Annotated in this window: 28 protein-coding genes; 19 read left to right on the top strand and 9 right to left on the bottom strand. The window is 56.8% G+C overall.

Translation table 11 applies throughout. From position 1 onward, the window contains the following. Genes E3E28_RS07290 through mobA form a run of 7 tightly spaced genes read left to right on the top strand, consistent with a single transcriptional unit; the run spans position 1 to position 5,538 of the window. Positions 1-924 (top strand): respiratory chain complex I subunit 1 family protein, encoded by a 924-nt coding sequence (locus E3E28_RS07290; RefSeq protein ID WP_240921663.1) that lies wholly within the window; start codon positions 1-3, stop codon positions 922-924. Between the two features lie 2 nt (positions 925-926). After that, positions 927-2,726, top strand: coding sequence for a hydrogenase large subunit (locus E3E28_RS07295; RefSeq protein WP_167915306.1), 1,800 nt, complete (start codon positions 927-929; stop codon positions 2,724-2,726). After that, positions 2,726-3,331 carry a 4Fe-4S dicluster domain-containing protein gene (locus E3E28_RS07300; protein WP_167914577.1) on the top strand — a complete coding sequence of 202 codons (606 nt, stop codon included), beginning with the start codon at positions 2,726-2,728 and terminating at the stop codon, positions 3,329-3,331. The genes E3E28_RS07295 and E3E28_RS07300 overlap by 1 nt, the downstream gene beginning before the upstream one ends. Next, positions 3,331-4,161 (top strand): NADH-quinone oxidoreductase subunit B family protein, encoded by an 831-nt coding sequence (locus tag E3E28_RS07305; protein ID WP_167914578.1) that lies wholly within the window; start codon positions 3,331-3,333, stop codon positions 4,159-4,161. Before E3E28_RS07300 ends, E3E28_RS07305 begins: the two co-directional genes overlap by 1 nt. Before the next feature lies 1 nt (position 4,162). Then, positions 4,163-4,480 (top strand): hypothetical protein, encoded by a 318-nt coding sequence (locus E3E28_RS07310; protein WP_240921664.1) that lies wholly within the window; start codon positions 4,163-4,165, stop codon positions 4,478-4,480. A 39-nt stretch (positions 4,481-4,519) separates the two neighbouring features. Next, positions 4,520-4,966, top strand: a complete 447-nt coding sequence (locus E3E28_RS07315; protein ID WP_167914580.1) for a nucleotidyltransferase — start codon at positions 4,520-4,522, stop codon at positions 4,964-4,966. Next, positions 4,963-5,538: a molybdenum cofactor guanylyltransferase MobA gene (mobA, locus tag E3E28_RS07320; RefSeq protein WP_167914581.1), complete on the top strand. Its 576-nt coding sequence runs from the start codon at positions 4,963-4,965 to the stop codon at positions 5,536-5,538. Before E3E28_RS07315 ends, mobA begins: the two co-directional genes overlap by 4 nt. A gap of 24 nt (positions 5,539-5,562) precedes the next feature. On the opposite strand, the gene E3E28_RS07325 is transcribed toward mobA, so the two are convergent. The 4 genes from E3E28_RS07325 to hypA all read right to left on the bottom strand — a co-directional run bounded on the left by E3E28_RS07325 (position 5,563) and on the right by hypA (position 8,647). Then, complete coding sequence (locus tag E3E28_RS07325; protein ID WP_167914582.1) at positions 5,563-6,930, bottom strand: ATP-binding protein; 1,368 nt, start codon at positions 6,928-6,930, stop codon at positions 5,563-5,565. Positions 6,931-7,003: 73 nt separating this feature from the next. Continuing rightward, the gene (locus tag E3E28_RS07330; protein ID WP_167914583.1) at positions 7,004-7,477 is read right to left on the bottom strand and encodes a hydrogenase 3 maturation endopeptidase HyCI; all 474 of its coding nucleotides are present in this window, start codon (positions 7,475-7,477) and stop codon (positions 7,004-7,006) included. Between the two features lie 28 nt (positions 7,478-7,505). Further along, complete coding sequence (locus E3E28_RS07335) at positions 7,506-8,231, bottom strand: Mrp/NBP35 family ATP-binding protein (protein WP_167914584.1); 726 nt, start codon at positions 8,229-8,231, stop codon at positions 7,506-7,508. Beyond that, positions 8,228-8,647: a hydrogenase nickel incorporation protein HypA gene (hypA, locus tag E3E28_RS07340; RefSeq protein WP_167914585.1), complete on the bottom strand. Its 420-nt coding sequence runs from the start codon at positions 8,645-8,647 to the stop codon at positions 8,228-8,230. The genes E3E28_RS07335 and hypA overlap by 4 nt, the downstream gene beginning before the upstream one ends. 109 nt (positions 8,648-8,756) lie before the next feature. Between hypA and E3E28_RS07345 the strand changes: the two genes are divergently transcribed. Beyond that, positions 8,757-9,632, top strand: coding sequence for a cation diffusion facilitator family transporter (locus tag E3E28_RS07345; RefSeq protein WP_167914586.1), 876 nt, complete (start codon positions 8,757-8,759; stop codon positions 9,630-9,632). Here the strand turns inward: E3E28_RS07345 and E3E28_RS07350 are convergent. Together E3E28_RS07350 and E3E28_RS07355 are read right to left on the bottom strand one after the other, a co-directional pair. Then, positions 9,574-10,494, bottom strand: a complete 921-nt coding sequence (locus tag E3E28_RS07350) for a hypothetical protein (RefSeq protein ID WP_167914587.1) — start codon at positions 10,492-10,494, stop codon at positions 9,574-9,576. The two genes, E3E28_RS07345 and E3E28_RS07350, sit on opposite strands and share 59 nt — an antisense overlap. Positions 10,495-10,524: 30 nt before the next feature. Next, positions 10,525-12,189: a radical SAM protein gene (locus tag E3E28_RS07355; RefSeq protein ID WP_167915307.1), complete on the bottom strand. Its 1,665-nt coding sequence runs from the start codon at positions 12,187-12,189 to the stop codon at positions 10,525-10,527. Positions 12,190-12,323: 134 nt separating this feature from the next. Here E3E28_RS07355 and E3E28_RS07360 point away from each other — a divergent pair, with 134 nt between their 5' ends. Together E3E28_RS07360 and E3E28_RS07365 are read left to right on the top strand one after the other, a co-directional pair. Continuing rightward, positions 12,324-12,827, top strand: a complete 504-nt coding sequence (locus tag E3E28_RS07360) for a helix-turn-helix domain-containing protein (RefSeq protein ID WP_342764479.1) — start codon at positions 12,324-12,326, stop codon at positions 12,825-12,827. After that, a complete protein-coding gene (locus E3E28_RS07365; RefSeq protein WP_167914588.1) occupies positions 12,808-13,599 on the top strand; it encodes a sulfite exporter TauE/SafE family protein in 792 nt (263 codons plus the stop codon). Before E3E28_RS07360 ends, E3E28_RS07365 begins: the two co-directional genes overlap by 20 nt. Here E3E28_RS07365 and tdt read toward each other — a convergent pair. Both tdt and E3E28_RS07375 read right to left on the bottom strand, forming a co-directional pair. Next, positions 13,568-14,590, bottom strand: a complete 1,023-nt coding sequence (tdt, locus tag E3E28_RS07370) for a tellurite-resistance/dicarboxylate transporter (protein ID WP_167914589.1) — start codon at positions 14,588-14,590, stop codon at positions 13,568-13,570. The two genes, E3E28_RS07365 and tdt, sit on opposite strands and share 32 nt — an antisense overlap. A 43-nt stretch (positions 14,591-14,633) precedes the next feature. After that, positions 14,634-15,014, bottom strand: coding sequence for a NifB/NifX family molybdenum-iron cluster-binding protein (locus E3E28_RS07375; RefSeq protein ID WP_342764480.1), 381 nt, complete (start codon positions 15,012-15,014; stop codon positions 14,634-14,636). A gap of 120 nt (positions 15,015-15,134) precedes the next feature. Between E3E28_RS07375 and E3E28_RS07380 the strand changes: the two genes are divergently transcribed. From E3E28_RS07380 to E3E28_RS07390, 3 genes are read left to right on the top strand one after another with little or no spacing between them, the layout of a single operon-like run. Continuing rightward, on the top strand, positions 15,135-16,301 hold the full coding sequence (locus E3E28_RS07380) for an iron ABC transporter substrate-binding protein (RefSeq protein WP_167915310.1): 1,167 nt from the start codon (positions 15,135-15,137) through the stop codon (positions 16,299-16,301). An 11-nt stretch (positions 16,302-16,312) separates the two neighbouring features. After that, the gene (locus tag E3E28_RS07385) at positions 16,313-17,347 is read left to right on the top strand and encodes an iron ABC transporter permease (protein WP_167915311.1); all 1,035 of its coding nucleotides are present in this window, start codon (positions 16,313-16,315) and stop codon (positions 17,345-17,347) included. Continuing rightward, positions 17,344-18,084 carry an ABC transporter ATP-binding protein gene (locus E3E28_RS07390; protein WP_167914590.1) on the top strand — a complete coding sequence of 247 codons (741 nt, stop codon included), beginning with the start codon at positions 17,344-17,346 and terminating at the stop codon, positions 18,082-18,084. Before E3E28_RS07385 ends, E3E28_RS07390 begins: the two co-directional genes overlap by 4 nt. Here E3E28_RS07390 and E3E28_RS07395 read toward each other — a convergent pair. Beyond that, positions 18,081-19,040, bottom strand: coding sequence for a tetratricopeptide repeat protein (locus E3E28_RS07395; protein ID WP_167914591.1), 960 nt, complete (start codon positions 19,038-19,040; stop codon positions 18,081-18,083). The two genes, E3E28_RS07390 and E3E28_RS07395, sit on opposite strands and share 4 nt — an antisense overlap. Positions 19,041-19,120: 80 nt before the next feature. Here E3E28_RS07395 and E3E28_RS07400 point away from each other — a divergent pair, with 80 nt between their 5' ends. The 6 genes from E3E28_RS07400 to mpgS all read left to right on the top strand — a co-directional run bounded on the left by E3E28_RS07400 (position 19,121) and on the right by mpgS (position 24,215). Continuing rightward, positions 19,121-20,065 carry a ribonuclease Z gene (locus E3E28_RS07400; RefSeq protein ID WP_167914592.1) on the top strand — a complete coding sequence of 315 codons (945 nt, stop codon included), beginning with the start codon at positions 19,121-19,123 and terminating at the stop codon, positions 20,063-20,065. Next, complete coding sequence (locus E3E28_RS07405) at positions 20,062-20,736, top strand: TraB domain-containing protein (RefSeq protein WP_167914593.1); 675 nt, start codon at positions 20,062-20,064, stop codon at positions 20,734-20,736. The genes E3E28_RS07400 and E3E28_RS07405 overlap by 4 nt, the downstream gene beginning before the upstream one ends. A 22-nt stretch (positions 20,737-20,758) precedes the next feature. Further along, on the top strand, positions 20,759-20,941 hold the full coding sequence (locus tag E3E28_RS07410) for a KH domain-containing protein (protein ID WP_042688913.1): 183 nt from the start codon (positions 20,759-20,761) through the stop codon (positions 20,939-20,941). Between the two features lie 69 nt (positions 20,942-21,010). Next, positions 21,011-21,574, top strand: coding sequence for a glucose-6-phosphate isomerase (gene pgiA, locus E3E28_RS07415; protein WP_167915312.1), 564 nt, complete (start codon positions 21,011-21,013; stop codon positions 21,572-21,574). Between the two features lie 48 nt (positions 21,575-21,622). Then, entirely contained in the window at positions 21,623-22,978 is a 1,356-nt protein-coding gene (locus E3E28_RS07420; protein ID WP_167914594.1) for an ADP-specific glucokinase, read from the top strand. Between the two features lie 61 nt (positions 22,979-23,039). After that, positions 23,040-24,215 carry a mannosyl-3-phosphoglycerate synthase gene (gene mpgS, locus E3E28_RS07425; protein WP_167914595.1) on the top strand — a complete coding sequence of 392 codons (1,176 nt, stop codon included), beginning with the start codon at positions 23,040-23,042 and terminating at the stop codon, positions 24,213-24,215. The last annotated feature ends 2 nt before the right edge of the window (positions 24,216-24,217 follow it).

The following is a 24,217-nucleotide window of genomic DNA, read 5'->3' on the forward strand; positions in this document are numbered from 1 at the left end:
ATGAAAATGGAGACGACGGCCAAGCTCGCCTTCAGCTTTATCGGTGTGCTCCTGACCTTCCTCCTGCCCCCTTACCTCGACGGAATAGCGAGAAGGGTTAAGGCCAGACTTCAGTACAGGCGCGGGCCACCGCTCATGCAGACCTGGTACGACCTCAACAAGCTCTTCAGCCTTCCGTCGGTTAAGCCGACCAAGAGCGCGCTCTTCACCTGGGCACCGTTTTTAGCACTCGCCTCAGCCGTAATCGGCGCTCTCCTCCTCCCCTACGGAAACGTGGTGCCGATTGACATAGGCTTCAACCTGGTGGTGTTCTTCTACGTGATACTGATGGTCAGCGTCTTCCTCATGCTCGCTGGTCTAAGCGTCCAGAACGCCTTCAGCCACCTCGGTTCGGCCAGGGAGATGCAGATAATCCTCACCGTCGAGCCCCTCATAGCCGTCCTCTACGGAGTCCTCGCTTACAACGCGGGCTCGCTCAACATAGCCGACATCATCTCGAACCTTCACCTAACGCCCTCGCTCGTCATGACCTACGTCCTGCTCGCCTACGCGCTCTACGTCGAGAGTGGATTCGTGCCCTTCGACATAGCCGAGGCCGAGCAGGAAGTCATAGGCGGTCCGCTCAGCGAGTACAGCGGAAGGCTCCTCGGAGTCTTCTACTACGCCATCTACATCAAGCGCTTCGCCCTGCTGTGGTTCTTCGTCAGCCTGCTCGTCCTCCCGTGGGTCGGGCCGATAGACACTGCCCTGAAGGCGGCAGAGGTGCTTGCGGTTCAGTTCCTCCTGACGGTGGCTTTATATCCGGTCATAGCATCACTTGAAGCAACGAACGCGAGGCTTCGCATAGACCACGTTGTTAAGATGAACACGAGGGCGTTCTTCGCCGGAATAATTATCCTTGCCATAGCGTTCATGGGGTGGTGAATATGGTAACGACGAGGGATTTGGAGGCTCACTTTGAGTTTGAGTGCAGGGCCTGTGAAAAGGGCCAGTGCAGAAAGGCGGACGTTAACACAATCCTTGCCGAGAGAAAGGGCCTCAAGGAGTTTTACGAGGCCTTCAAGGAGCACATTAAAGAGTGCAAGAGGATGAGCTACGGCCAGTACCAGTTCGTGATTGACAGGGAGGTCCTTCCGGAGGCGGTCCTCTGGTGGCACAACCACCCGGAGTTCAAGGAGACCCACCTCTCAACCGCCGTTGGAACCGACGAGAGGCCCCTCAACGGTCACTTCGTCTACATGCCCTTCCTCAACGTCCAGGTCGAGCCCTTCAACATGGACGAGAACTACTACGTCTTCCTCAGGGCGTACCTCCCGGCCGACGACCCGAGCTTCCCGAGCGTGGCCGAGAAGCTCCCAGCCGCGCTCTGGATAGAGAGGGAGGTTAAGGACCTGCTCGGCTTCAACCCCGTTGGCCACCCGGACCCGAGGAGGCTCATCCTTCCTGAGGACTGGCCGGAGGGAGTTTACCCGCTCAGAAAGGACATGGACTACAGGCACTCACCGATGGCCGAGACCAAGACCGAGTTCAGGGAGAAGCCGGAAGGAACGACGCTCGTCCCGATGGGTCCGGTTCACATGGGTATCGAGGAGCCGGCCCACTTCAGGCTCTTCGTTAAGGGAGAGACGATAGTCGACGTTGACTACCGCGGTTTCTACTCCCACCGCGGTATTGAGAAGACCGGTGAGGGCAGGCTTACCTACAACCAGGTCCTCTTCCTCGCCGAGAGAATCTGTGGAATCTGTGGCTACCAGCACTCCGTCAGCTACGCGATGGCGATTGAGCGCTTGGCCGACGTGGAAATCCCGGACAGGGCGCGCTACATAAGGACTCTGATGCTCGAGCTGGAGAGGATTCACAACCACCTGCTCTGGGTCGGCATTGCCGCTCACCTCGTCGGCTACGACACCGGCTTCATGCACGCGTGGAGAATCCGCGAGCCGGTAATGTGGCTGGTGGAGAGGCTCACTGGAAACAGGAAGCAGTACGGAATGAACATCGTCGGTGGCGTCAGGAGGGACATCCTCGACTACCGCAAGGAAGAGATACTCAAGGTCGTCAAGCAGATACGCGAGGAAACCAAGAAGTTCCTTGACATCGCCCTGAACACCAACACCTTCATCAAGCGCGCCGAGGGGGTCGGAATCCTGCCCTACAAGGTGGCTAAAGCTTACTCCGTCCTCGGACCGACCGCTCGCGCGAGCGGAAGGAGGATTGACACGAGGAAGGACCAGGCGACCAAAACGGCGATGGCCTACAACGAGCTCGACTTCAAGGTTCCGGTCTACAAGGAGGGCGACGTTCTGGCCAGGGTCCTCGTCAGGATGGACGAGCTCTTCGAGAGCCTCTGGATGGTCGAGCAGATAATCGACCAGATGCCCGGCGGGGACATAATGGTTCCAATCGGCGACCTGCCCGAGTACGAGGAGGCGTTGGGCTTTACGGAGGCCCACCGCGGTGAAGTGGTTCACTACGTCATGACCGGCGAGAAGAACAAGGTTTACCGCTGGAAAGTCCGTGCTCCTACGTACAACAACCTGCCCGCCGTTCCGGAGATGCTCAAGGGCTACCACGTTGCCGATGCACCGCTCATCATAGCGAGCATTGACCCGTGCTACTCCTGTACCGAGAGGGTTCAGTTCGTCGACGTCCAGACCGGCAAGGTGAAGGTTCTCACCGAGGCCGAGTTCAACGAGCTCTCAATCAAGTACAGGGGGGTGTTCTGATGGCCGAGAGCCTCTCCTACACCGAGAAGCTCAAGAGGTGGGACCGCTTCGAGGTCGAGAAGTTCAGCAAGAAGGCCCCGGTCACCACTCCCTATCCTTTTATTGACATCGAGAAGCCACCCGAGTACCGCGGAATTCCACACATCAACCCCGAGAAGTGCATAGGCTGTGGCGCCTGCGTCAACGCCTGCCCGCCCGATGCGCTAATCCTCGAGTGGGACAAGGAGCACGGCGTTAAGAGGCTCACCTTCAACGCGGCGCGCTGTATAAGGTGCCACCGCTGTGTGGAGGTCTGCCCGACCGGCGCGATGGAACCAACAACCCGCTTTGAGATAGCGACCGACAACAAGGAAGACCTCGTCGAGGTCGTCGAGCACAAGCTCGCTTACTGCGAGGAGTGTGGCGAGTACCTCGACTTCACCGAGAGACAGATTGAGTACGTGAGGAACATCCTGCCGAAGGAAATCTTTGAGATGTATGCCCTTGAAGACAGAATCGGCCTGACCCAGGAGGCAAAGATGCGCAAGACCGTCGAGAAGCTCAGGGAGACCGAGGGAATTCCAGTCTCGGCCTTCATGCTCGTGAAGAAGGGGGGTGAGGAGTGATGGGAAGAAGACTCAAGTCCGTCTGGGTCTATCACGTTGATGCCGGTTCATGTAACGGCTGTGACATTGAAGTCCTCGATGTCCTCAGCCCGTACTACGACCTCGAGAGGCTCGGTATCAAGGTCGTTCCCAACCCGAGGCACGCCGATGCCCTCTTCATCACCGGCCCGCTCACGAGGCAGACGAGGATAATGCTCAAGAAGGCCTACGAGGCCATGCCACCGAAGCCGAGGATAGTGGTCGCGATAGGAACCTGCGCCTCAAGCGGTGGAATCTTCTACAACAGCTACGCCCTCTACAACACCTCCCCCCAGCGCGGAAGGGACAGGCTCAGGAGCGGTGGACCTGAGATGATAGTGCCGATAGACATGTACATCCCCGGCTGTCCGCCGAGCCCGGAGGAGATACTCTACGGCGTCGCCCAGCTCCTCGGCATCAAGGAGAAGAAGATGAAGGGCGAATACTGGGTCGCGCTCCCGCCGAAGGAGACGCCCAAGGCCGAGAACGAGGTCGAGTTCAGAATCCCCGACAGGCCGATACCGCTCCGCTACTGGCTCACCCTCCGTGAGGAGCTCAGGCGCGTCGTTGGCTACTACGACAGGGAGGCCGTCCTTGAGGACTTCATGGCCCTCGTCGAGAAGGCCTTTGAGAGCGACAACCCGAGGGAGAAGCTCCACGACCTCGTCACCGGCTACTTCCTCAAGGAGAAGGACTCCAGGATAAAGGTCGCCATGCGCTTCCTCGAAAACGAGTTCTGGAAGCTGTACGACGAGTACCACTCCCTCGGCGAGGCCCTCAAGAAGAAGTATCCCGTGACGGCGGGTGTCTGAGGTGCCCTGGAAGCTCTACCGCTTCAAATACGAGGACTACCCCGAGTATTCGGCGAGGATTACCGGCCACTACGCCGGCGACCTGCTAATCATCGAGGAGGAGGGCGAGCTGAGCGAGGAGGCAGTGAGGCTCATAAAGTCCGCTCTCGGAATAGACGAGAACGTGAGGGCCTTCGACATCGAGGTCAGGGATGTGCTGAGGCTCCCGATTAAGGAGTTGCCGGAGAAGGACAGGAAGGTCCTGCTGGAGGCTTCCGAGAAGCTCGACTCCGAGAGCAAGCTTCACATAGAGTACCGCTACCAGCCGAGCTTCGATTAAACTTTTATTTTCCCACAACTTTTCTCAGGAGGTGGTGAGATGAACGAGGAGACGCTGAAGAAGGCCAAGGAGGAGTTGATTCAAAGGGTAAAAGACTTCTACGGTGACAACCTTCTCTCGATAATCTTCTACGGGAGGCATCTCCGCGACCCGAGCTTTCCGGAGATAGACGTCGTTGTAATTATCGACAAGCCCTACGACCCGGTGAAGATGAACCGCATGGCCGACTTCGTGGAGAAGGTTCGCGACCCGATAGAGGAGAAGTACGGCTACCACGTCTCCTTCGAGCTCTACACGCGCGAGGAAGCGGAGAACTTCCACTCCGGCTACCTTGACGTTGTGGTTAACTACGAGGTCGCCTACGATAAGGATAACTACTTCCAGAACCTCATGAACGACATGCTGAACCCCAAGAAGGCGATGGACTACGTGAAGTACATCAGCACCATTGAGTACATCCAGCTGGACGAGGAGAGGGAGGAATGATTGGGGCAGTTCTGGCCGGCGGAAGGGGCAGGCGCTTCGGGGGCGACAAGCTACTCTACAGAATCAACGGCAGGCCTTTGATTCTTTACACCATCGAGAGGCTTGAAACCGCCAAGAGAATCGACGAGATAATCTTGGTTGCCTCAAAGGACAACGCAGAGAAGCTCAAAGCACTCGGCTACCGCGTGGTCGTTGATGAGCTCCTGATAGGCCCGATGGGGGGCGTTTACACTGCCTTGAGCCTTGGCGATGCCTTCGTCGTTGCCGGCGACATGCCCCTCCTCGTTCCGGAGTTCATTGATTACATAATCAAAGAATTCGAGAAAAGCGGGAAAATCGCCTGCGTGCCGAGGTGGGAGAACGGCTACCTTGAGCCCCTCCACTCCGCTTATTCCAAAGCCTTCCGCGAAATCCTTGAGGAGAAGATAAAAACCGGAAACTACGCCCTCAACAGGGCAATCCGTGAAGCTAATCCCTGCTACCTTCCGATAGAGTCCCTCCCAGAGGAGTGGCGCGAGAGCTTCTTCAACGTGAACACGAGGGAGGATTTGGGGAGGATTGACGGAATTTGAATGTTGGAAATCAAATAGTTCACGTTAAATTCCCTCGAAGTCCTTCAAATCCCAGACGAACCAGTCCTCTTTTCTAAACTCCTCTTTCTCCTCAACGTCCTTTGCCACCAGTCCGTAGCTCTTTTCCCAGCCCTCAAGCCCCACCAACTTTGCTTTCCTCTCCAGGTCCTTCAGAATTCCCCGCGCTTCCCTTTCGCTCAGTTTCTTCCACTTAACCTCAACGAAGAGCGCCTTCTTCTCACGCTCGTTCAAAGCAACCAAATCAATCTCCTCACCCTTGCGCCACCATCTACCGATTTTTGTGAAGCGGAACGGAAGCTTCCCTGCTCTGTTCAACTCGATTAGGAACTCCCTCGCAATTTGCTCGAAAACGAAGCCGAGGTATTCGTTGAAGTTCCGCTTAATGTCGTCAACAACGTCAATCCCCATCTCGATTTCGCTTCTCCGCGGATAGACGAAGCGGAACCAGAAGTTGAAGAGGTTGTCCGCTATGCGGTAGAGTCCCCGTTTTCCTCCAGTTACGGGCAGTTCCTCGGTAACGTAGCCCATCTCCTGAAGGACGAGCAGGTACTTGCCGAGTGAGTTTTTCTCTATTTTCGCTTTGTCCGCTATCTCCCCAAACCGGGTGTAGCCGAGCGCTATCGCCCTGAGGATTGAGAAGTAGCGCGAAACATCCCTAAGCTCCTCCTTGAGGAGGTACTTCGGTTCGTCGTAGTACTTGGCGCCCTTCGAGAGGAGCAAAACTCTGAGGTTGCCCCAGAAGTCAAGCTCGGGGTTGTAGTCGGCCCAGTACTGGGGGACGCCACCGAAGACGGAATAGACGTAAACCGCCTCCTCCGTGCTCAGCGGGTGGAACTTCCTGACCTTAAAAAAGCTCATCTCCTCAACCTTCCACGCCCCGGTTCTCCGCCCGTATATCGGCGATTTGGCTGAAAGAACGCCCTCCATGAAGGAGACCAGCGAGCCACAGAGAACGAGCATTATCTTCGTCTTCGAAAGGTGCAAATCCCAGTACTTCTGGAGGACGCTGAGGAATTCCCTGTGGGCCTTGGCCACGTACTGGACCTCGTCTATCACCACGACGAGCCTTTCCCGGCTTTTTCCCGCGAGGTAAGTGAAAAACGCTTTCCAGCTCTGTAGCGGATTCTCCCGCAGGAACGGGTCGTTGAAGTATTCCGCCAGTCTCTCTGAGAAATCCTCTAAGATAGTCTCGCTCTCCTCCGCGAGGAGATAAATTCCCCCGACCTCCGAGAGGAACCTCTGAATAAGGTACGTCTTGCCTATCCTTCTCCGACCGTAGAGGATTATTAGCTCGGGCTTCCCCGAGGAGTACCTCGACCTCAGGAACTCAAGCTCGCTTTCGCGGTCAATAAACTTACTCATGAGTATCATACTCGTGAGTACGTTTTATGGCTTATAAGCTTTGGGGCTTGGAGTTGATGTGGTATCGTGGGTCCCGCTGGGGCTACTCCTTGTTGAGAATCCCCGCCAACAGCTCCGCCAGCCTCTCGGCGCGCTTCCTTATCAGCTCGCTCGGTTCCTGAAAGAGGCCTGTCGAGCCTGGCTGACAGCCTATGAGCACAAACTCCGCCTTGACCAGCGTCTTCATGAACTGTGTAACGAACTTCAGCGGAAGTCCGTGCGTCGATATCGCCTCTCCGAGCGTTCCCTCCGGGTCGGCTATGATGTACTCGCCGACTTCACCGCCAAAATCAACGGCATCGACGAGGACGACGAGGTCTGGCTTAAAGCTCGCTATTTTTCCAGTGTAGTTCTCAGGAACCTCCCCGCAGTTCAGCACGAGGACGTCGGGGTTGTCGAGCAACTCCTTCAGCCTCTCCGCGACCAGAACGCCAAAGGCGTCGTCCCCCCTGATGTCGTTTCCAATTCCGCAGACCACGACCCTTTTCTTTCCTTGGAAGAGTTCTTCGAGGTTCATCTGAGTCACCAAAAGAAAAATTGTGAAGTTAGAGCTTCTCCACAAGCTCCCTAACCTTCTCCGCGAACTCCGTCTTCATGAGCTCCTCGACGTTTCCAATCTTTGCGTCGAGGTCCGGATAGAAGGGTATGCCGATGAGGTACGGGACGTTGTAGCGCTCGGCGAGCTTCCTGACGTCTTCCTCGTCGTTCAGTTTCATGTTCTCGACGACGCCAAGGACTTTGTGCTTCTCCTCGAGGAGCAACTGTATGAGCTTCTCGACAACGTTGAGGGCGAGCTTCGACGGAGTTGCAACGACGAGGAACTCTCCCCTCTTGAGGAAGCGGAGAACATCGAGAAGCTGGTCGCCGAGTCCAGGTGGCATGTCGATGACGAGGTAGTCAAGCTCGTCCCAGCGGGTTATCGTGAGGAGCTCGATGAGGGCGTCGCTGATTTCCTTACCGCGGAGCGGTGTTGGCCTGTTCTCGGTGTAGTAGGCGATGCTCATGAACTTTATCCCGTGGACAGTCGGTGGGACAACGCCTTTGTCCTCCTCCGGAAACTCCTTCGGCTCGAAGCCGAGAATCACGTGGTCACTTGCCCCGTGGAAGTCGAGGTCGAGCAGGCCGACCTTGTGGCCCTTCTCCGCCAAAGCCAAAGCGAGGGTCGTTGAGATGAGCGATTTTCCAACACCGCCTTTTCCGCTGACGACTGGGATTATTCTCCTGACCTTCTCAAGCCTCGCGTTTATCGCTATCTCGCGCGGGTCAATCATGCCTCTCCCTCCTTCTCAATCATTATCCCGGCAACGTAAACTCCCCTTCCCTGGACGACCTCAAAGTCGTGGCTTCCGCACTTCGGACAGGCAAGAAACGCGTGGACGACCTCGGGAATGAAGTGGATGTCCTCCTTTATGCGCTCGTCGAACTGGTCCTTGACTTCCTTAAGCTTCCAGGTGTGCCCGCAGTTACGGCACTTGAAGATCGCCTCTTCCTCCTCGAAGATTATCTCGGCCCCCTCTGCAATCGTTCCCGCGAACATCTGCTCCATCGCGAACTTCACTATGTCCTCCGCGACATCCTGTAGTTCGCCGAGAACGACCTTGACGGCCTTTACCTTCTTTGCCCCCTCCCTCTGGGCGTAGTCGAGGACGGTTCTAACTATGGCATCCGCCAGCGCCCACTCGTGCATGGTATCACCGATGGAAATTGGCGTGCCACCTTAAAAATGGTTGGGTTTGAAACCGGTGGTGTGCAGACAAATTTATTAACGGTTCGATGGAACTCTCCCCGGTGGTGGGATGGGACACGGGCACAGACTCAGGAGGAACCTGGCCATCTCAATCGTCCTGAACCTCACGATAACCATCGCAGAGGTAATCGGCGGGTTCATCTCGGGCAGTTTGGCTCTCCTGAGCGATTCGCTTCACAACTTCAGCGACAGCATGAGCCTGCTCGCGAGCTACTTCGCCCTAAAAATCGCCGAGCGAAGGCCCAACGAGAAGTACACCTTCGGCTACAAACGAGCCGAAATTCTCGTGGCATTTATCAACTCCGCCGTTCTCATTGGCGTTTCGCTCTTCCTCGTCGTCGAGGCATACCGACGCTTCAGGAATCCCCAGCCGATTGACATAGCCATAATGCTCCCGGTGGCCCTTATCGGCCTAATCGCGAACCTGCTCTCGGTTTTCCTCCTCCACGGGCACGCCCACGGCCTTAACGTCCGCTCTGCCTACCTCCACCTTCTGAGCGACACCCTCTCGTCGGTGGCCGTCGTGATTGGTGGTTTACTGATTCGCTTCTACGGAGTCGAGTGGGTTGACCCGCTCGTTACGGTTTTGATAGCGCTCTACATCCTCCGCGAGGCCTACGAGGTGCTTAGGGAGAGCGTTGACGTCCTGATGGAGGCGTCGCCGGAGCTCGACCTTGAGGCGATAAAGGCTGAACTGGAATCAATCCCCGGCGTTAAGAACGCCCACCACTTCCACGCCTGGCGGGTCGGTGAGGATGAGCTTCACTTCGAGTGCCATCTATCTGTTGAGGACATGCCCCTGAGCGAGGCGCAGAGGATTATAGACGAGGCCGAGGAGAGGCTGAGGAAGTTCGGGGTAACCCACGTTACGGTTCAGCTCGAGGTTGACCGGTGCAGGCCCGGTCTGCTGTGCCCAGACGCCTGAAGAGGAGCGCGTAGCTCAGCGGGCCGAGTATGGCCTCGCCTATGACGCCGGTGAGCTCAAGCAGGACGTCGTAGACTACCAGCCAGAACGCCAGAAAGCCGAGCACGGCCCTTCTCTCGTCACCGTTGAGGGAGGCGAAGAAGAGGACGAGCGCAAGCGTTCCAACTGCATCGGTGGCGAGCGGTGGAAGGTCCTTGGGAAGAAAGGCGAGGGCCGTGAAAATCGTAGCTCCCGAGATGAAGCCGGCCGTGAAGGGACGGGATGGCGTGAAGGGAACGTCCCTGCCCCCGAACTTCCTGGCGAGGAGGAAGAGCGCGAGGGCCGATAGAATGGCGACCGAGTACTGACCCGGGGAAGGGACGTAGCCGGTGAGGTGCGCGAATGCAAAGGCAGAGGTGCAGAAGGCGATTGTGGCCAGAAAGGCCCCGCGTTTTCCGATGAGAGACCTTCCGCGCAGTTCGGGGTAGAGCAGTTCCACTATCAGAATCGGGAGGGCTATGCTCATCGTGGCGTGGTAAGCCGTCAGGAGAACGGCCCAGCTCGTGTTCACGCCGAAGACCCTGCCGTAGTCCTTGAGCGCCCCAAGGTCGGGCCAGTTCGGGTCGAACCACGAGCGGATTACGAGCCCTTCCTCAACGACGCCGTAGAGGGCGCCGAGGAGCATGAGGCCGACCTTTCCCCGGCCGAACCGTATCCACGCCTCTCGCATCAACAAAACGCCGGAGCCGTAGAAGAGCCAGAGAAGGGGAAAGGAGAGGGGTTGAACTACAAGCTGGAGCGGGTGCGTTGAGCCACCGAGGACCTCGGCCAGGAAGGGCGAGAGGAAGGTGAGGAGTAACACCGCTCTGGTCTCTTGTCTCATGCGTTAAACTTTGCCCTTCCGGTTAAAGCTTTATGCATGAACCTCTTGGTACCCATAGACCTCCACGAGACCCTTCTCAATCGCCACCTCGACGGCCCGGTAGTAGCTCGGCACGTAGAGGCTCGGCCCGCGGAGAACGACCGTTTCGTCCACCCAGTTGAGCTCGGTGAGGGCCTTCGGCTTTCCGTGCTTGACTATCTCCTCCCAGAGGCGTTTGTTGATAACGCACCCGGGGTCGTCTCCAGCAAGGTCCAGCGTGTAGTGGTAGGCCCTCGCGCGACAGCCCCCGCAGATGTACTTGTAGGGGCACCGCCCGCACTGGCCCTCCCAGCTATCCCTGTCGCGGAGGAGGTTGAATATCCTGCTGTTCTCCCATATCTCCCTGAACGGCATGTGCCTGACGTTTCCAACGGGGAGCGGGAGGAAGACGCATGGAACTACCGTTCCGTCGGGCTCGATTCCAGCATAAATCCTCCCCGCACCGCAACCGCCTATGAACTCGGCGAGCGTCTTCACGGAGTTGTCCTCGCCTATGTAGAAGTGCGCCGGCGTGACGCTCCTTCCCTGGCTCATGAGCAGGGTGACGCGCGCGTACTGTGGCGCGGTCGTCAGTATCTCGAGCTTCCGCTTCTTCATCTGGCGGTAAACTTCCTTCATGAACTCCTCGCGCTCCTCCGGAGAGAGGTCCACCTTAATCATGTCCTCGGCCCTTCCAGTCGGCACGAGGTTGAAGAAGATGACGCGCTTCACGCCTATGCTCTCAGCTAAGTCGAGGATGTCGTCTATCTCCTGGTACGTCTCCTTGTCCATTATCGTGGCCATTCCGTGGCTTATCCCGAGTTCGACCGCGTTCTCCAGGGCCTTTACCGCGTGTTCCCACGCCCCCGGAATCCCGCGGAACCTGTCGTGCTTCTCCGGCTTCGCCGAGTCAACACTAACCTCGACGTACTTTATTCCTGCCCTGACGGCCTTTTCAAGCTCTTCTCTCTTGGCGAACGTCCAGCCGTTCGTTGCCACCGACGTGTGAATTCCCCTGCTCGATAGCTCCCTGACGATTCTGAGGAAGTGCGGGTGTATCGTCGGCTCGCCACCGCTTATCGCAACCGCCGCGACGCCGGCCCTGTCGAGCTGGTCAACGAGGTTGAGCTTCTCCTCGAGCGATAGCTCGCTCGCGAGCGGTTTGTCGGCCCTCTGGTAGCAGTGCTGACAGCGGAAGTTGCACATGTTGGTGAAGTTCCAGACTATAAGGAACGGCCCGGCTAGGCGCTGTGGAACTGTTACCCCGTATTTCGCTATGCCCTCGAGGACGACCCAGATTCCGCGCCTTATGTGGGGGTCCCTCAGCAGGGCCTCCTTGACGGCCTCCTCGTCGCCGTGGGCGAGCTTTATGCCGAGCTTAAGCAGGAGCTTTATCGTATCCGCCTGGAAGCGGACCATCATCGGCGCGTTTATGCTCTCGCCCGCGTAGATGCTGAGAGCCCAGTAGAGAGCCGGGAGTTCTCGTCCGTTGATTTCGTACTTCTTCAACGTCGGCCTTATCAGCGCCCTCGCTATCGGGTTTCCGAGTATGAGCTTGAAGGCCTTCAGCGCGGTGGTGAGCTGGTTTCCGTTTTCTCTGGATTCAACCTCCCCTACATCGGTTGAAGGGTTCATCGCGTTCGGAAACGGCTCCTTTATCGTTTTCGGGGCCTTCATCTTCACCACCCCCCGATTATGGGTTCGGCAAAATGCGTTTAAAGTTTTCGAAAATGTCAGAAATTTCTGACATAACGATTAAGACTTTCCTCCGGAGCAAACTTATTAAGATTCCGCGCCCTATCCAACCCTTGGTGGGCTCTGTGGGGGATAAAGAGGCGTTCGTTCATCTCGTTGAGAAGCTCATGATACGCTGGGGTTACTCGCACGTTGAGGGGAGGATATACGCGTTGCTCCTCCTGAGAGGGGAACCCATGACGATATCGGACCTCGTTGAGGAAACCGGCTTCAGCAGGTCAGCTATTTCAACGGCCTTGAGCAGGCTTCAGAGGGACTACCTCGTTGAGGTTCAAAAGAGGGGGCGGACGAAGTACTTCACGGCGATTCCGGCCCTCTTCGAGAAGTTCCTTGAACAGCCAAAGATAATCCTTGAGAAGGAAGTCATGCCCCTTGAAGAAACCGTCAGGAAACTGCTCGCGAAAGAGTCTTTGGAGGGAAGGCGTAAAAAGCTCGTTGAGCTCCTCGTGGAGTTAAGACTCCTTGAATACGCCCTCCTGAGGCTCATAGAGATTGAAGCCGAGGAGCTCAGGAAGACCTACCTCAGAGATGAACTCAAAGATGAAAAACCTTTTAAATGAGGCTCTTCTCATTTTCTTCGGGTGGCCTAAAACGAACTACCCGGAGTTAGCGCTCATAGCCTTCATCCTTAGCGTGGTCTTCTCGATAGGTGGCGTGGGCTCGGCGATAGCCATAGTTCCCGTCATGGGCTGGCTTGGAGTGCCCCTGATGAGCGCCAAGCCGACCGGCCTCTTCATAAACGTCCTCTCGATGCTTTCAGCGACCGTCAAGAACCTGCGGGCGAAAAAGCTCGACGTCCGCTTTGGTCTGCCGATTCTCGTCACCGCGACTCTGGCATCTCCCCTCGGAGCTTACTCCGGGAAGTTCATACCACACCGCGTCGTTCTGGCTGTCTTCGTGGCTTTCCTCCTATACTCCGGGACAATGATGCTCTTCTTCAGGCCGAAGGAGCGGAAAAGAAAGGGCAACCACCTCGTTGAGGGTTCTTTGATTGGAGGAATCGCGGGCTTCCTCGGTGGTCTCCTCGGCGTCGGAGGTGGCGGAATAATCAGCCCGGCCCTAATCCTCCTTGGCTACGAGCCGAAGAAAGTCGCCAGCACTACCGCCTTAATAGTGTTCTTCTCATCGCTGAGCGGGTTTCTGACCTACTGGAAGCTCGGGACTCTTGACTGGGAGTTGCTACTCTGGGTTTCGGTTCCAGCAATACTCGGTGGCTGGCTGGGAACTCACCTGATGCACTTCAAGATGAGCTCGGGGCAGGTAAAAAAGGTGATAGGGGCCATAATGTACGTCATAGCCCTCAAGACGCTCCTTGTCGCGCTGAGCTTCTGAAGACGAAGTTCTTCAGCGTTAAGGCTCCAGTAACCAGCCACATCGCCAGCAGGAGCCAGTAGAGGGCGAAGCCGAAGTCCGTTATCGCGTTTATCCCGAAGGTCGTCCCGACCTTGAAGGTCGCGCTGACGTAGGCGCCGAAGGGGAAGATGAACGCCCACCACGCGAGGCTGTACGGCAGGTTGAGCTTCCTGATGTAGTGGAGCGTCAGTATTACTGCCATGACGAACCACCAGACACCGAAGCCCCAGAAGATTAACCCGAAGGCCAGGAAAGGCTCCTTCACCTTTAGGAAGTCGCTGGCCTTCACGAGGGCGTAGAGCGTGCTCGTCCCGGCTCCTATTGGTCCGAGGTTAATCCAGATTGAGGGAGCTATCCCGCAGGGCATCGGCTCGTGCTTTATGAAGCGGTACATAACGATGGCGAAGAGGGCCAAGTAGAGGAAGAAGCCCGCGCCCCAGGCGAAGTAGTTGATGAAGGCCATCAGCTCCTTCACCGTTCCGGAGGAGAGTGTCATGAGCTTCGCCCCGCTGATGGGGATTACTATGAGCCCGACCGGCGGAATGAACCAGGCGGGCGTTATGTTCTTGGTGTCTATTCCCTCTCCTGTGAAGACGATGTAGGGAATCAGGAAGGCGAAGAGCAGGACAAAGGGCACCCCAAAGAGCCAGAAGGCCCAGGCGAGCCTTTCATTCCCAAAGATGAACAGCCAGTCCGCCGAGAGGACGAGCGAGGCGACGCCGATAGTCCCGTAGAAGTTGCCGAGAACCGGGTGATAGAGGTCCTTTAAGGCCTCCTCGCGGTACTTTACCCACCTCAGCGTCCAGGGAACGAGGAGGACGAAAAACAGGAGCGTGTTGAGGTAGGCGAGGAACTCAGCAAAGCCGTTCAACGCAGAAAGTTTTGATGAATAGGCTTTGCTGACCAAAGCGAGCGCTCCGGTTCCCATCACGCTCGCAAACCAGCTCGGGGCGAAGTCTTTAACTCCCATGCGACCACCAAAGAAATGAAGAAAAGTTCATTTAAAAATCTTATCATGTTTTGTGCTCCCTGCCCTCACTTATCCGCTCCCTCCACTGGGGGTCGCTCTCGGCAGACCCGCGAAGAAACGCCTCGACGGCTTTCCGTGCTTTCCCGCCTATCCCCGGAATCACCCGAATGCCGAGGGCCTCGAAGTGGGCAATCGCCTTCCTCCCTATCCCGTAGGCGAGGACAACCTCTACCCCCTGCTCTCTCAGGAAGTTCGGAATGTCGCCCGGCCCGTGCTCCTCGAAGGGGAGCTCAACTATTCTGACATCCCTGATTTCTCCGTTCTCGGCGTCAACTATCGCAAAGCGCCTTGCCCTCCCAAAGTGCTCCGAAACCTCTGATTCGAAATCTTCCCCAGCAAGCGGAACCGCGATTCTCAAGTTCATCACCAGAATTAATGAAACAAGGTTCACCTAAAAATCTGCCGGTTTGGAACAAAGAGTTGGTAACATCGATGCACCAAAACCATTAAAAGCGTGCTACCTTTTTTGGAGTTGGTGATACAGATGAAGAAGGCCCTCGCGCTCCTCGTAATCCTGCTGGTCGTTTCAATAGCGGGATGCATAGGAACGTCAACGTCGAGCTCAACCAAGCCAGCCAGTTCCTCTCCAGCGGTAACGAGCTCAACCACGAGCCCGGGCTACATCACCGTCACCGACACCCTCGGAAGAACCGTGAAGGTTCCGGCAAACGTTAGCAGGGTCGTGGCCGTCGGACCGGGAGCTTTGAGAATCCTCGTCTACCTCAACGCGACCGATAAGGTGGTTGGAATCGAGGAGTTCGAGAAGCGCTTCCCCTACGGGAGGCCATACATCCTGGCCCACCCTGAGCTTCTCAAACTGCCGGTCATCGGCCCCGGCGGTCCCGGAAAGCTTCCGGACATGGAGGCCCTGATTAAGGTTCACCCGCAGGTAATTTTCATGGTCTTTGTTAGTAAGCAGACCGCCGATGAGGTTCAGCAGAAGACGGGAATCCCCGTCGTGGTTCTCAGCTACGGAACGCTGAAGAACTTCACAGACCCGGTCTTCTTCAAGTCGCTCCTCTTAGCTGGAAAAATCCTCGGAAAGGAGAAGAGGGCCGAGGAGGTCATAAAGTTCATCGAGGAACAGCAGAGCTACCTTGAGAACCTCACGAAGGGCCTGAAGAGCCCGAGGGTTTACGTCGGTGGCATAGGCTTCAAGGGCGCCCACGGGATAACGAGCACCTTCACCGACTACGCGCCCTTTACCGTTCTCCACCTCGACAACGTCGCCTCGAACCTGAGCAGTAAAAACGGCTGGGTGCAGGTGGACAAGGAGTTTCTGCTGAAGGAGAACCCGGACTACATCTTCATCGACGAGGGTGGCTTGAAGATAATCCTCGACGACTACAAGAGCAACCCCGACTTCTACAACTCGCTCAAGGCCGTCAAGGAGGGCCACGTTTACGGAGTCCTGCCCTACAACTTCTACAACACCAACATCGGAATTGCCATAGCTGACGCATACTACATCGGAAAGGTTATCTACCCGGAGCGCTTCAAGGGTATAGACCCCGTTGAGAAGGCCAACGAAATCTTCACCTTCCTCGTCGGAAAGCCGGTTTACGGCGAGCTCGCCAAGGAATTCGGCGGGTTTGGGAAGATAGACCTCGCCAGCGGAAACGTCACCTACGGCCTTCCAACGAACCCGTGATGCCTATGGTCATGGACTACAGGGCGTACCTGAGGCGAAAGTTCCTCATAGGCCTCGCCCTTTTCCTTTCCCTGTTAGCGGTCTCTCTGTTCTCCCTCTCGAGCGGACCCTACCACGTTCCGGTTAGGGAAGTCCTCGCGGTTCTCTTCGGCGGTGGGAGCAGGGACGACCGCCTCGTAATCCTCGGCATAAGGCTCCCGAGAATCGTCGCCGGAATCCTCGTCGGGGCCTCGATGGGCATCGCCGGCGCGGTTCTGCAGGGCTACCTGAGAAATCCCCTCGCCACACCGTTCACTATGGGGGTCTCGAACGGGGCCATGTTCGGTGCTTCCCTCGCCATAATCCTCGGCGCGGGTTATTCCCTCAACTCGGGGCAGGTCTTCCTCAACAACCCCTACGCCGTCGTTCTCTTCGCGTTCCTCGGGGCGATAAGCGCTACCCTCGTCATTCTCGCCCTCGCGAGGCTCCGCGGTCTGAGTCCAGAGGCAATAGTTTTGGCCGGAGTTGCGATGAGCTCCCTCTACGTTGCTCTAACTACCCTCGTCCAGTACTTCGCCAACGAGCTTCAGCTCTCGGCGATGGTCTACTGGAGCTTCGGAAACCTCGCGAGAGCAACGTGGCGGGAAAACGCCATAATGGCCGTCGCTTTCGCCTTTGTTTTCGCCTACTTCCTCGTCAAGCGGTGGGATTTGAACGCCTCAACCCTTGGAGACGAGATAGCCAAGAGCGTTGGGGTCAACATCGAGAGAGAAAGGCTAATCGGGACACTTCTCTCAGCCTTCATAACCTCCGTAACGGTGGCCTTCGTGGGGGTAATCGGCTTCATCGGACTCATAGCGCCCCACTCAATGCGTCTCATCGCCGGCGGTGATTACCGCTCGCTGATTCCCCTCTCGGCGTTAGCAGGAGCGCTACTCCTCGTCTCGGCCGACACAGTCGCGAGGCTAATCGTCTCGCCTATGAACCTTCCCGTCGGCGTCATAACATCGTTCCTCGGCGCGCCGACGTTCATATACCTCCTCGTGAAGATGGAGGGCCGGCGATGATTGAGGCGAAAGGCATAAGCTTCTCCTACGGCGAGCGGGAGGTCCTGAGGGGAATAAGCCTTGAAGTAAGTGAGGGTGAGTTCGTGGCAATCCTCGGGCCGAATGGGGCCGGAAAGAGCACTTTCCTCAGGTGTCTCGCCGGAATTCTGAAGTGTGGCGGTGTGTTCGTCAAGGGCAGGCCGATTAACGACTACTCCCCAAGGGAGCTCTCGAAGGTTCTCGCCTACGTCCCGCAGAGGGTCGAGCCGGGGTTTTTGACGGTCTTCGACACCGTTCTCCTCGGCAGGAGACCCTACATGGGGTTAACCCCTTCGGAGAGGGATTTGAAGGTCGTTGAAGATGCACTAAAGAGGCTCGGCATTGAGGAGTTGGCCCTCAAGAGGACGAACGAGATAAGCGGTGGGGAACTGCAGAAGGTCAGCATAGCGAGGGCTCTGGCTCAGGAACCGGAAATCCTGCTGATGGACGAGCCGACCAACAACCTCGACCTCAAGAGCCAGCTTGAGGTGATGAGGCTCGCGAGGGAATTGGCGAGGGAGGGGAAGACCGTCATTACGGTCATGCACGACGTAAACCTTGCCCTGCGCTTTGCCAAGAGGTTCGTCTTCATGAAGGACGGGAGAAAAATAGCGGACGGTAACTTTGAAGTCCTGAGCGAGGAACTCTTTGAGGAAGTCTACGGCGTTAAGGTGGAGATAGGGGAGGTAAGAGGGGTTCCGGTTGTGGTTCCCCTCTAAAGCTCCGCCTCACCAAGGAACTCGAGCATCTCGAGCAACCTTGGGTCCTTGACTTTCTCGATGGCCTTCTTGGCCTCTTCCTCGTCAATCTTGCCGTCCTTGAAGAGTGCGAGAGCTTTTACCGCCTCAAAGAAGTCCTTCATGTCCGGGAAGGCGTTGATGAACATATCTATGTTGAGGTAAACCGTCTCGAAGTCGTCGTCGAGGAAGAGCTGCCAGAGGACGTCCATCAATGAACCGAAGGCTATGTCCTCGTAGTCCGTTCCCTTCGCCCTTATGAGGGCGTAGAGGCACTCCTGTAAGGCCGCATCGTAGTTCTCTTCCTCCTCAAAGATTTCCTCGAAGCTGAGGTGTGCCTCGACGAGAAGCTCGTTGTCGTTGAGAACCTTCGGCAGGACGCCGGCTATTATGGCCTTGCCCCTGTAGGCCTCGCCGGCCTCGAAGGTTATGTAGCCCCTGTGAATCTCAATCCTGAGGAGTTCCCTCTCGTCGCCGAGCTCCCTGTAAAGCTCCTCCGCCTTCTCGATTAGCTCGAGGGCCTTCTCGTACTCCTGGAGCTCCTCGTGAATCATGGCCATGCTGTAGTATATCCTCGCGGCGTGCTCGATGTTGCCCTTGGCGACCTCCTCTTCAAGGAGCGCTCTGAACAGTTCAAGGCTCTTCTCAAGCTCCCCGATGAGGTAGTAGAGGTCAGCCAGGTGGAACTTCAGCTCGAAGTCGTCGCTCTCCTTCGCGAGCTTCTCGAACTCCGAAATCTTGTCCTCGTTGAGTATCTCGTGGTAGTAGTAGAGCACGAGCTTGTACAGCTCCCAGTCCTTGCACTCCTTAGCGAGCGCCTCGGCCTTCTCGAGGACCTCCTTAAGCTCCTCGTCGCTCAGGTCGTCCACCTTGTAGTAGAGAATCCTCCTGAGCTTTTCGCAGTTCTTCTCCTCGATGGCCTTCATAATCTCCTCCATGCTTTCACCCCGGTTTTCTAACGCGCCGATGTATTTAATTCTTTGGCTACCTTTTTAACCCCTCCGCGAGAGCTACCAACATGCTTCAGGTGATTTTTCTCGGCACTGGCGGAATAATGCCGACGCGCGAGAGGAACGTTCCAGCTATAGCGCTCCGCTACAAGGGGGAAATCATACTCTTCGACGTCGGCGAGGGCACGATAAGGCAGATGAACACCGCGAAGCTCAGTCCGATGAAGGTGGAGAAGATTTTCATCACACACTTCCACGGCGACCACTACCTCGGTTTAGCCGCTCTGATTCAGACGATGAACCTCTGGAATCGTGAAAAGCCCCTCCACATCTACGGGCCGAAGTACACTTTCGAGTTCGTGCAGAACTTCCTCAACAGCGGTTTCTTCAGGCCGGTCTTCGATATACACGTCCACGAGCTCGGTGAAACGAGATTGAAGTTCAAAGACTACGAAATCTGGAGCTTCAAGGTCGAGCACGGGATTCCGGCTCTGGGATACGTCTTCAAGGAGAAAGATAGGCGCGGAAAGTTCCTGCCCGAGAAGCTTAAGCAGTATGGCCTCAAGCCCGGCCCGATACTCGGAAAGCTTGAGCGTGAAGGCAAAATCGAGTGGAACGGCCGGATAATCCGCCTTGAAGACGTCACCGGGCCAAGGAGACGGGGGGTTAAGATAGCCTACACTGGCGACACCGAGCCGGCCGAGAGGGTGAGGCTCTTCTCCGAGAGGGCAGATTTGCTGATTCACGACGCCACTTACCTCAGCAATGAAGACCGGGGGGACAGCTACCACTCCACCGTTGAGGAGGCCTGCGAGACCGCGAGGAGGGCGAAGGTAAAGCTACTCGCCCTATTCCACAGGGCCTTCCGCTACACCTACGACGAATACCTGAGCGAAGCCTCGCGGATATGCCGGGAATTCGGCGTGAACTTCGTCATTCCAAGGGACTTCGACGTTTTAACGTACAAATCCGGCGAGTGGCAACTCCGGAACCTTCTGGAGGGAGGAATATGAACTACCTCCGCTACGTTAAGCTAATAGGCACGATGCACGTCTCGCCGAGGAGCAGGGAGGAGGTCATCAGGACGATACTGGAGGAGAGGCCGCACGCCGTCGCGATAGAGCTCGACAGGGCGCGCTTCCTGGGGATGGAGCGAAACGTCGAGCTGACGCTTGAGGATTCACTCAGAATGGGCAGGGCCGGTCTGATAAACTACGCTTTGGCCAAGGTCGAAGAAAAGCTCGGCGAGACCTTTGGGATGTCGCCCGGCGAGGAGATGAAGGCCGCGATAGAATCTGCAAAGCTGTTGGGAATACCGCTGTACCTGATTGACGAGGACATCAGCGTAATCCTCTCCAAGATTTCCTCGGCACCCTTCAGGGAGAAGCTCCTCATGGCGCTCGAGGGCCTGAGCGTTTTCCTGCCCCTGGGAAAGGCCGAGGTCGGCGATCCGATGGAGGAGTACAGGACGATGATGGTCGAGTTCAGGCGTCGCTACCCCTACCTCTACCGCGTCCTCGTCGAGGAGCGCAACGAGGTGATGGCGAGGAACTTGATGGCGATAGTGGATTCACTCCTCGCGCGGGGGATTAAGAGGCCCAGGGTTATAGCCGTCGTCGGTCTCGGGCACAAGCCCGGCATCGAGAGGCTCCTGAACGGACGTTACTTTTATATGGAGAAGTGAGGAAAATTTTCGGGGATTGGCCATGAGGGACAGGCTTGAGAAGATGCTGAACGTGGAAATACTCGACATTGAGGAGACCGACGATAAGATTATCGTCTACGTTCCCGCTGATAAGGTTAGAATCGCGGTCGGGAGCGGTGGTGCGGCCGTTAAAGCGGCTGAACTCGTAATCGGCAAGAAGATTGAAGTCCGCGCCAAGGAGTGAACCACCACCTCAGGTGATACTCTGGGGAAAGGTTAAATAAGTTAAAGTGGAGTTTCTTCGGTGGTGCTTATGGAGTACAAGAGACCCTTCGGCGTCAGGATTGATGAGAACGGAACCATCCCCGGGGCAAAGAAGCTCGTTAGAAGGCTCAGCGATATGAAGGGCTACTTCTACGACGAGAAGGCCTACGAGGAGCTTCTCAAGGAGGACCCCGTTGTCTACGAGGTCTATGCAATTGAGCAGGAGGAGAAAGACGGCGACCTCAACTTCGCGACGACAATCCTCTACCCAGGCAAAGTCGGTAAGGAGTTCTTCTTCACCAAGGGCCACTTCCACGCGAAAGCCGACAGGGCCGAAATCTACTACGCCCTCAAGGGGAAGGGCGGAATGCTCCTCCAGACGCCGGAAGGGGAAGTTGAGTGGGTTCCGATGGAGCCGGGAACGGTCGTCTACGTTCCGCCCTACTGGGCGCACAGGACTGTGAACACCGGCGACGAGCCCTTCGTATTCCTCGCAATCTACCCGGCAGATGCAGGCCACGACTACGGCTCGATAAAGGAGAAGGGCTTCGCCAAGCTCGTCGTCGAGGAGAACGGCGAGGTTAAGCTTATAGACAACCCGCGCTGGAAGTGAGCGAAACCCTTATTAGTCCCCTTTACTTTTCACTCTCGGTGATACATAATGTGGGACGGGCTTTACGCTTCTGCCTTCGAGAGAGTTAAAGCCAGCATAGGCAACGTTGAGGGCGTTCTCCTGGCCTACAACACCAACATCGACGCCATCAAATACCTTGAAAGGGGCGACCTTGAGGCAAGGATTGAAAAGGCTGGAAAGGAAGAAGTCCTCCGCTACTCCGAGGAGCTCCCGGAGAGCATAAAAAGCGTTCCTCAATTGCTTGGCTCAATCCTCTGGAGCGTCAGGAGGGGCAAAGCTGCGGAACTGTTCGTTGAGAGCTGTCCCGTCCGCTTCTACATGAGGCGCTGGGGCTGGGACGAGCTGAGAATGGGCGGTCAAGTTGGGATAATGGCCAACCTCCTTGGAGGGGTTTACGGGATTCCTGTTGTGGCGCACGTTCCCCAGCTCTCGAAGCTCCAGGCGGGCCTCTTCAAGGACGGGCCGATTTACGTGCCCAAGGTCGAAAACGATGAGCTCAGACTCGTCCACCCGAGAGACTTCGGTGGCGATGAGGAGAGTTGCATACACTTTATCTACGAGTTTCCCCGGGGCTTCAGGGTCCTCGACTTCGAGGCCCCGCGCGAAAACCGCTTCATAGGTGCGGCCGACGACTACAACACGACCCTCTTCATCCGCGACGAGTTCAGGGAGCGCTTTGACGAAATAGCTTCAGGCGTTAGCCTCGCGATAATCAGCGGACTTCAGGCCCTGACCAAGGACAACTACCGCGAGCCCTTCGAGACGGTAAGGGAGCACCTGAAGGTTCTCAACGAGAAGAACATTCCCGCCCACCTCGAGTTCGCCTTTACTCCTGACGAGACGGTGAGGAAGGCTATCCTCGACCTGCTCCCAGCTTTCTGGAGCGTCGGCCTCAACGAGGTCGAGTTGGCCTCGATAATGGAAGTGATGGGCGAGAAGAGCCTCGCCAAAAAGCTCCTCGCGAACGACCCCGTCGACCCGATTGCGGTTACCGAGGCGATGCTCAAGCTGGCCGAGCTCGGCGTTAAGAGGATTCACTTCCACACCTACGGCTACTACCTCGCGCTGACCGCTTACGGGGGCGAGTTCGTCCGCGATGCTCTGCTCTTTGGGGCGCTGGCCGCGGCCGCGAAGGCCAAGCTCGGCGACGTTCCCTCGATAGACGAGATAGTCAAGGCCATGGATGTGCCAGTGAACGAGAAGGTAAAACCCGTCGAGGAGGCCTTGGCCAAAGAGTACGGGATGAAGGAAGGACTCGCTGAAGTCAACGGTTGCCAGCTCGCCTTCGTGCCGACAAAGATAGTGGCCAAACCGAAGTCAACGGTCGGTATAGGCGACACCATATCGAGCTCGGCCTTCGTCGGGGAGTTCGCCCTCCGCTGAGGGCAAGCTTTTAATTTTCCCCGCCGTATTTTTCATTTGAAAGGATTTTGGAGGTGATGCTTTGCTACTTGAGGCGCCGGTTTATAAGGAGCTCTTCGGGGCCGTTGAAATCTACGAGGTCCAGAAGGTCATAAAGCTGGACAGCGAGACGAGGGACGTTGGAACCTTCACCGTCAGGAACGTTCCGAGAGAGGACATCTACCGAATCCTCGAGGACATAGCGATAGTAGTCCCTATGAAGGACGAGAAGCTCCAGCTCGTCGACGGCGTGCTCAAAGCGATTCCGCACCAGTGCCCGATAATAATCGTCTCGAACAGCAAGCGGGAGGGGCCGAACCTCTTCAAGCAGGAGGTGGATTTGGTAAAGCACTTCTACAACCTCACGCGCTCGCGGATAATCATGATTCACCAGAAGGACCCAGGCCTGGCCGAGGCCTTCAAAAAGACCGGCTACACCGAGATACTCGACGGCGACTCGGTGAGGAGCGGTAAGGGGGAGGGCATGCTAATCGGCCTGCTCCTCGCGAAAGCCATTGGCGCGAAATACGTCGGCTTCGTCGATGCCGACAACTACATCCCCGGTTCGGTGAACGAGTACGTCAAGGACTACGCCGCTGGCTTTCTCATGAGCGAGAGCGACTACACGATGGTCAGGCTGAGCTGGCGCCACAAGCCCAAGGTGACGACGAAGGGCCTCTACTTCAAGAAGTGGGGGCGCGTCAGCGAGATAACCAACCGCTACATGAACGCCCTCTTTGGAGTTGCCACCAACTTCGAGACCAACATCATAGCGACGGCCAACGCCGGTGAGCACGCGATGAGCATCAAGCTCGCCGAGATAATGCCATTCGCTACAGGCTACGCCATAGAGCCCTACGAGCTGGTCTACCTCTTCGAGACCTTCGGAAGGTGGGGCAGGGGCAAGGATGAGGTCTACGACCAGGGCGTCGAGGTTTTCCAGATTGAAACGCTGAACCCGCACCTCCACGAGGACAAGGGCAAGGAGCACGTGAGGTCGATGCTGCTGAGCTCCCTTGGGACGATTTACCACTCCGAGCTCGCCACAGGTGAGCTCAAGGAAAAGGTACTTCACGAGCTTAGGATTCACGGTTTACTCGGCGAGAACGAGGAACCTCCGAAGCCCCGAGTTATGCCACCGGTTGAGGGAATAGACGTGAACGAGTGGATGAAAACCCTTGAGGACGAGGCCGAGACGCTCCTCGAGTTCGAGGTGTGAGC

Origin of the sequence: Thermococcus sp. 21S9 (assembly GCF_012027635.1) — an archaeon.
In the GTDB taxonomy this organism is placed as follows: Archaea; Methanobacteriota_B; Thermococci; order Thermococcales; family Thermococcaceae; genus Thermococcus.

Excerpts from the sequence above, each read along its gene's own strand:
- E3E28_RS07350 (WP_167914587.1), bottom strand. The coding sequence starts at position 10,494 with ATGAGACAAGAGACCAGAGCGGTGTTACTCCTCACCTTCCTCTCGCCC.
- tdt (WP_167914589.1), bottom strand. The coding sequence starts at position 14,590 with ATGGGAGTTAAAGACTTCGCCCCGAGCTGGTTTGCGAGCGTGATGGGA.
- E3E28_RS07365 (WP_167914588.1), top strand. The coding sequence starts at position 12,808 with ATGAAAAACCTTTTAAATGAGGCTCTTCTCATTTTCTTCGGGTGGCCT.
- E3E28_RS07405 (WP_167914593.1), top strand. The coding sequence starts at position 20,062 with ATGAACTACCTCCGCTACGTTAAGCTAATAGGCACGATGCACGTCTCG.
- E3E28_RS07390 (WP_167914590.1), top strand. The coding sequence starts at position 17,344 with ATGATTGAGGCGAAAGGCATAAGCTTCTCCTACGGCGAGCGGGAGGTC.
- E3E28_RS07355 (WP_167915307.1), bottom strand. The coding sequence starts at position 12,189 with ATGAAGGCCCCGAAAACGATAAAGGAGCCGTTTCCGAACGCGATGAAC.
- E3E28_RS07385 (WP_167915311.1), top strand. The coding sequence starts at position 16,313 with ATGGACTACAGGGCGTACCTGAGGCGAAAGTTCCTCATAGGCCTCGCC.
- E3E28_RS07305 (WP_167914578.1), top strand. The coding sequence starts at position 3,331 with ATGGGAAGAAGACTCAAGTCCGTCTGGGTCTATCACGTTGATGCCGGT.
- E3E28_RS07315 (WP_167914580.1), top strand. The coding sequence starts at position 4,520 with ATGAACGAGGAGACGCTGAAGAAGGCCAAGGAGGAGTTGATTCAAAGG.
- E3E28_RS07330 (WP_167914583.1), bottom strand. The coding sequence starts at position 7,477 with ATGAACCTCGAAGAACTCTTCCAAGGAAAGAAAAGGGTCGTGGTCTGC.
- mobA (WP_167914581.1), top strand. The coding sequence starts at position 4,963 with ATGATTGGGGCAGTTCTGGCCGGCGGAAGGGGCAGGCGCTTCGGGGGC.
- E3E28_RS07345 (WP_167914586.1), top strand. The coding sequence starts at position 8,757 with ATGGGACACGGGCACAGACTCAGGAGGAACCTGGCCATCTCAATCGTC.
- E3E28_RS07375 (WP_342764480.1), bottom strand. The coding sequence starts at position 15,014 with ATGAACTTGAGAATCGCGGTTCCGCTTGCTGGGGAAGATTTCGAATCA.
- E3E28_RS07335 (WP_167914584.1), bottom strand. The coding sequence starts at position 8,231 with ATGATTGACCCGCGCGAGATAGCGATAAACGCGAGGCTTGAGAAGGTC.
- E3E28_RS07410 (WP_042688913.1), top strand. The coding sequence starts at position 20,759 with ATGAGGGACAGGCTTGAGAAGATGCTGAACGTGGAAATACTCGACATT.
- E3E28_RS07420 (WP_167914594.1), top strand. The coding sequence starts at position 21,623 with ATGTGGGACGGGCTTTACGCTTCTGCCTTCGAGAGAGTTAAAGCCAGC.
- E3E28_RS07295 (WP_167915306.1), top strand. The coding sequence starts at position 927 with ATGGTAACGACGAGGGATTTGGAGGCTCACTTTGAGTTTGAGTGCAGG.
- E3E28_RS07325 (WP_167914582.1), bottom strand. The coding sequence starts at position 6,930 with ATGATACTCATGAGTAAGTTTATTGACCGCGAAAGCGAGCTTGAGTTC.
- E3E28_RS07395 (WP_167914591.1), bottom strand. The coding sequence starts at position 19,040 with ATGGAGGAGATTATGAAGGCCATCGAGGAGAAGAACTGCGAAAAGCTC.
- E3E28_RS07300 (WP_167914577.1), top strand. The coding sequence starts at position 2,726 with ATGGCCGAGAGCCTCTCCTACACCGAGAAGCTCAAGAGGTGGGACCGC.
- hypA (WP_167914585.1), bottom strand. The coding sequence starts at position 8,647 with ATGCACGAGTGGGCGCTGGCGGATGCCATAGTTAGAACCGTCCTCGAC.
- E3E28_RS07400 (WP_167914592.1), top strand. The coding sequence starts at position 19,121 with ATGCTTCAGGTGATTTTTCTCGGCACTGGCGGAATAATGCCGACGCGC.
- pgiA (WP_167915312.1), top strand. The coding sequence starts at position 21,011 with ATGGAGTACAAGAGACCCTTCGGCGTCAGGATTGATGAGAACGGAACC.
- E3E28_RS07290 (WP_240921663.1), top strand. The coding sequence starts at position 1 with ATGAAAATGGAGACGACGGCCAAGCTCGCCTTCAGCTTTATCGGTGTG.
- E3E28_RS07380 (WP_167915310.1), top strand. The coding sequence starts at position 15,135 with ATGAAGAAGGCCCTCGCGCTCCTCGTAATCCTGCTGGTCGTTTCAATA.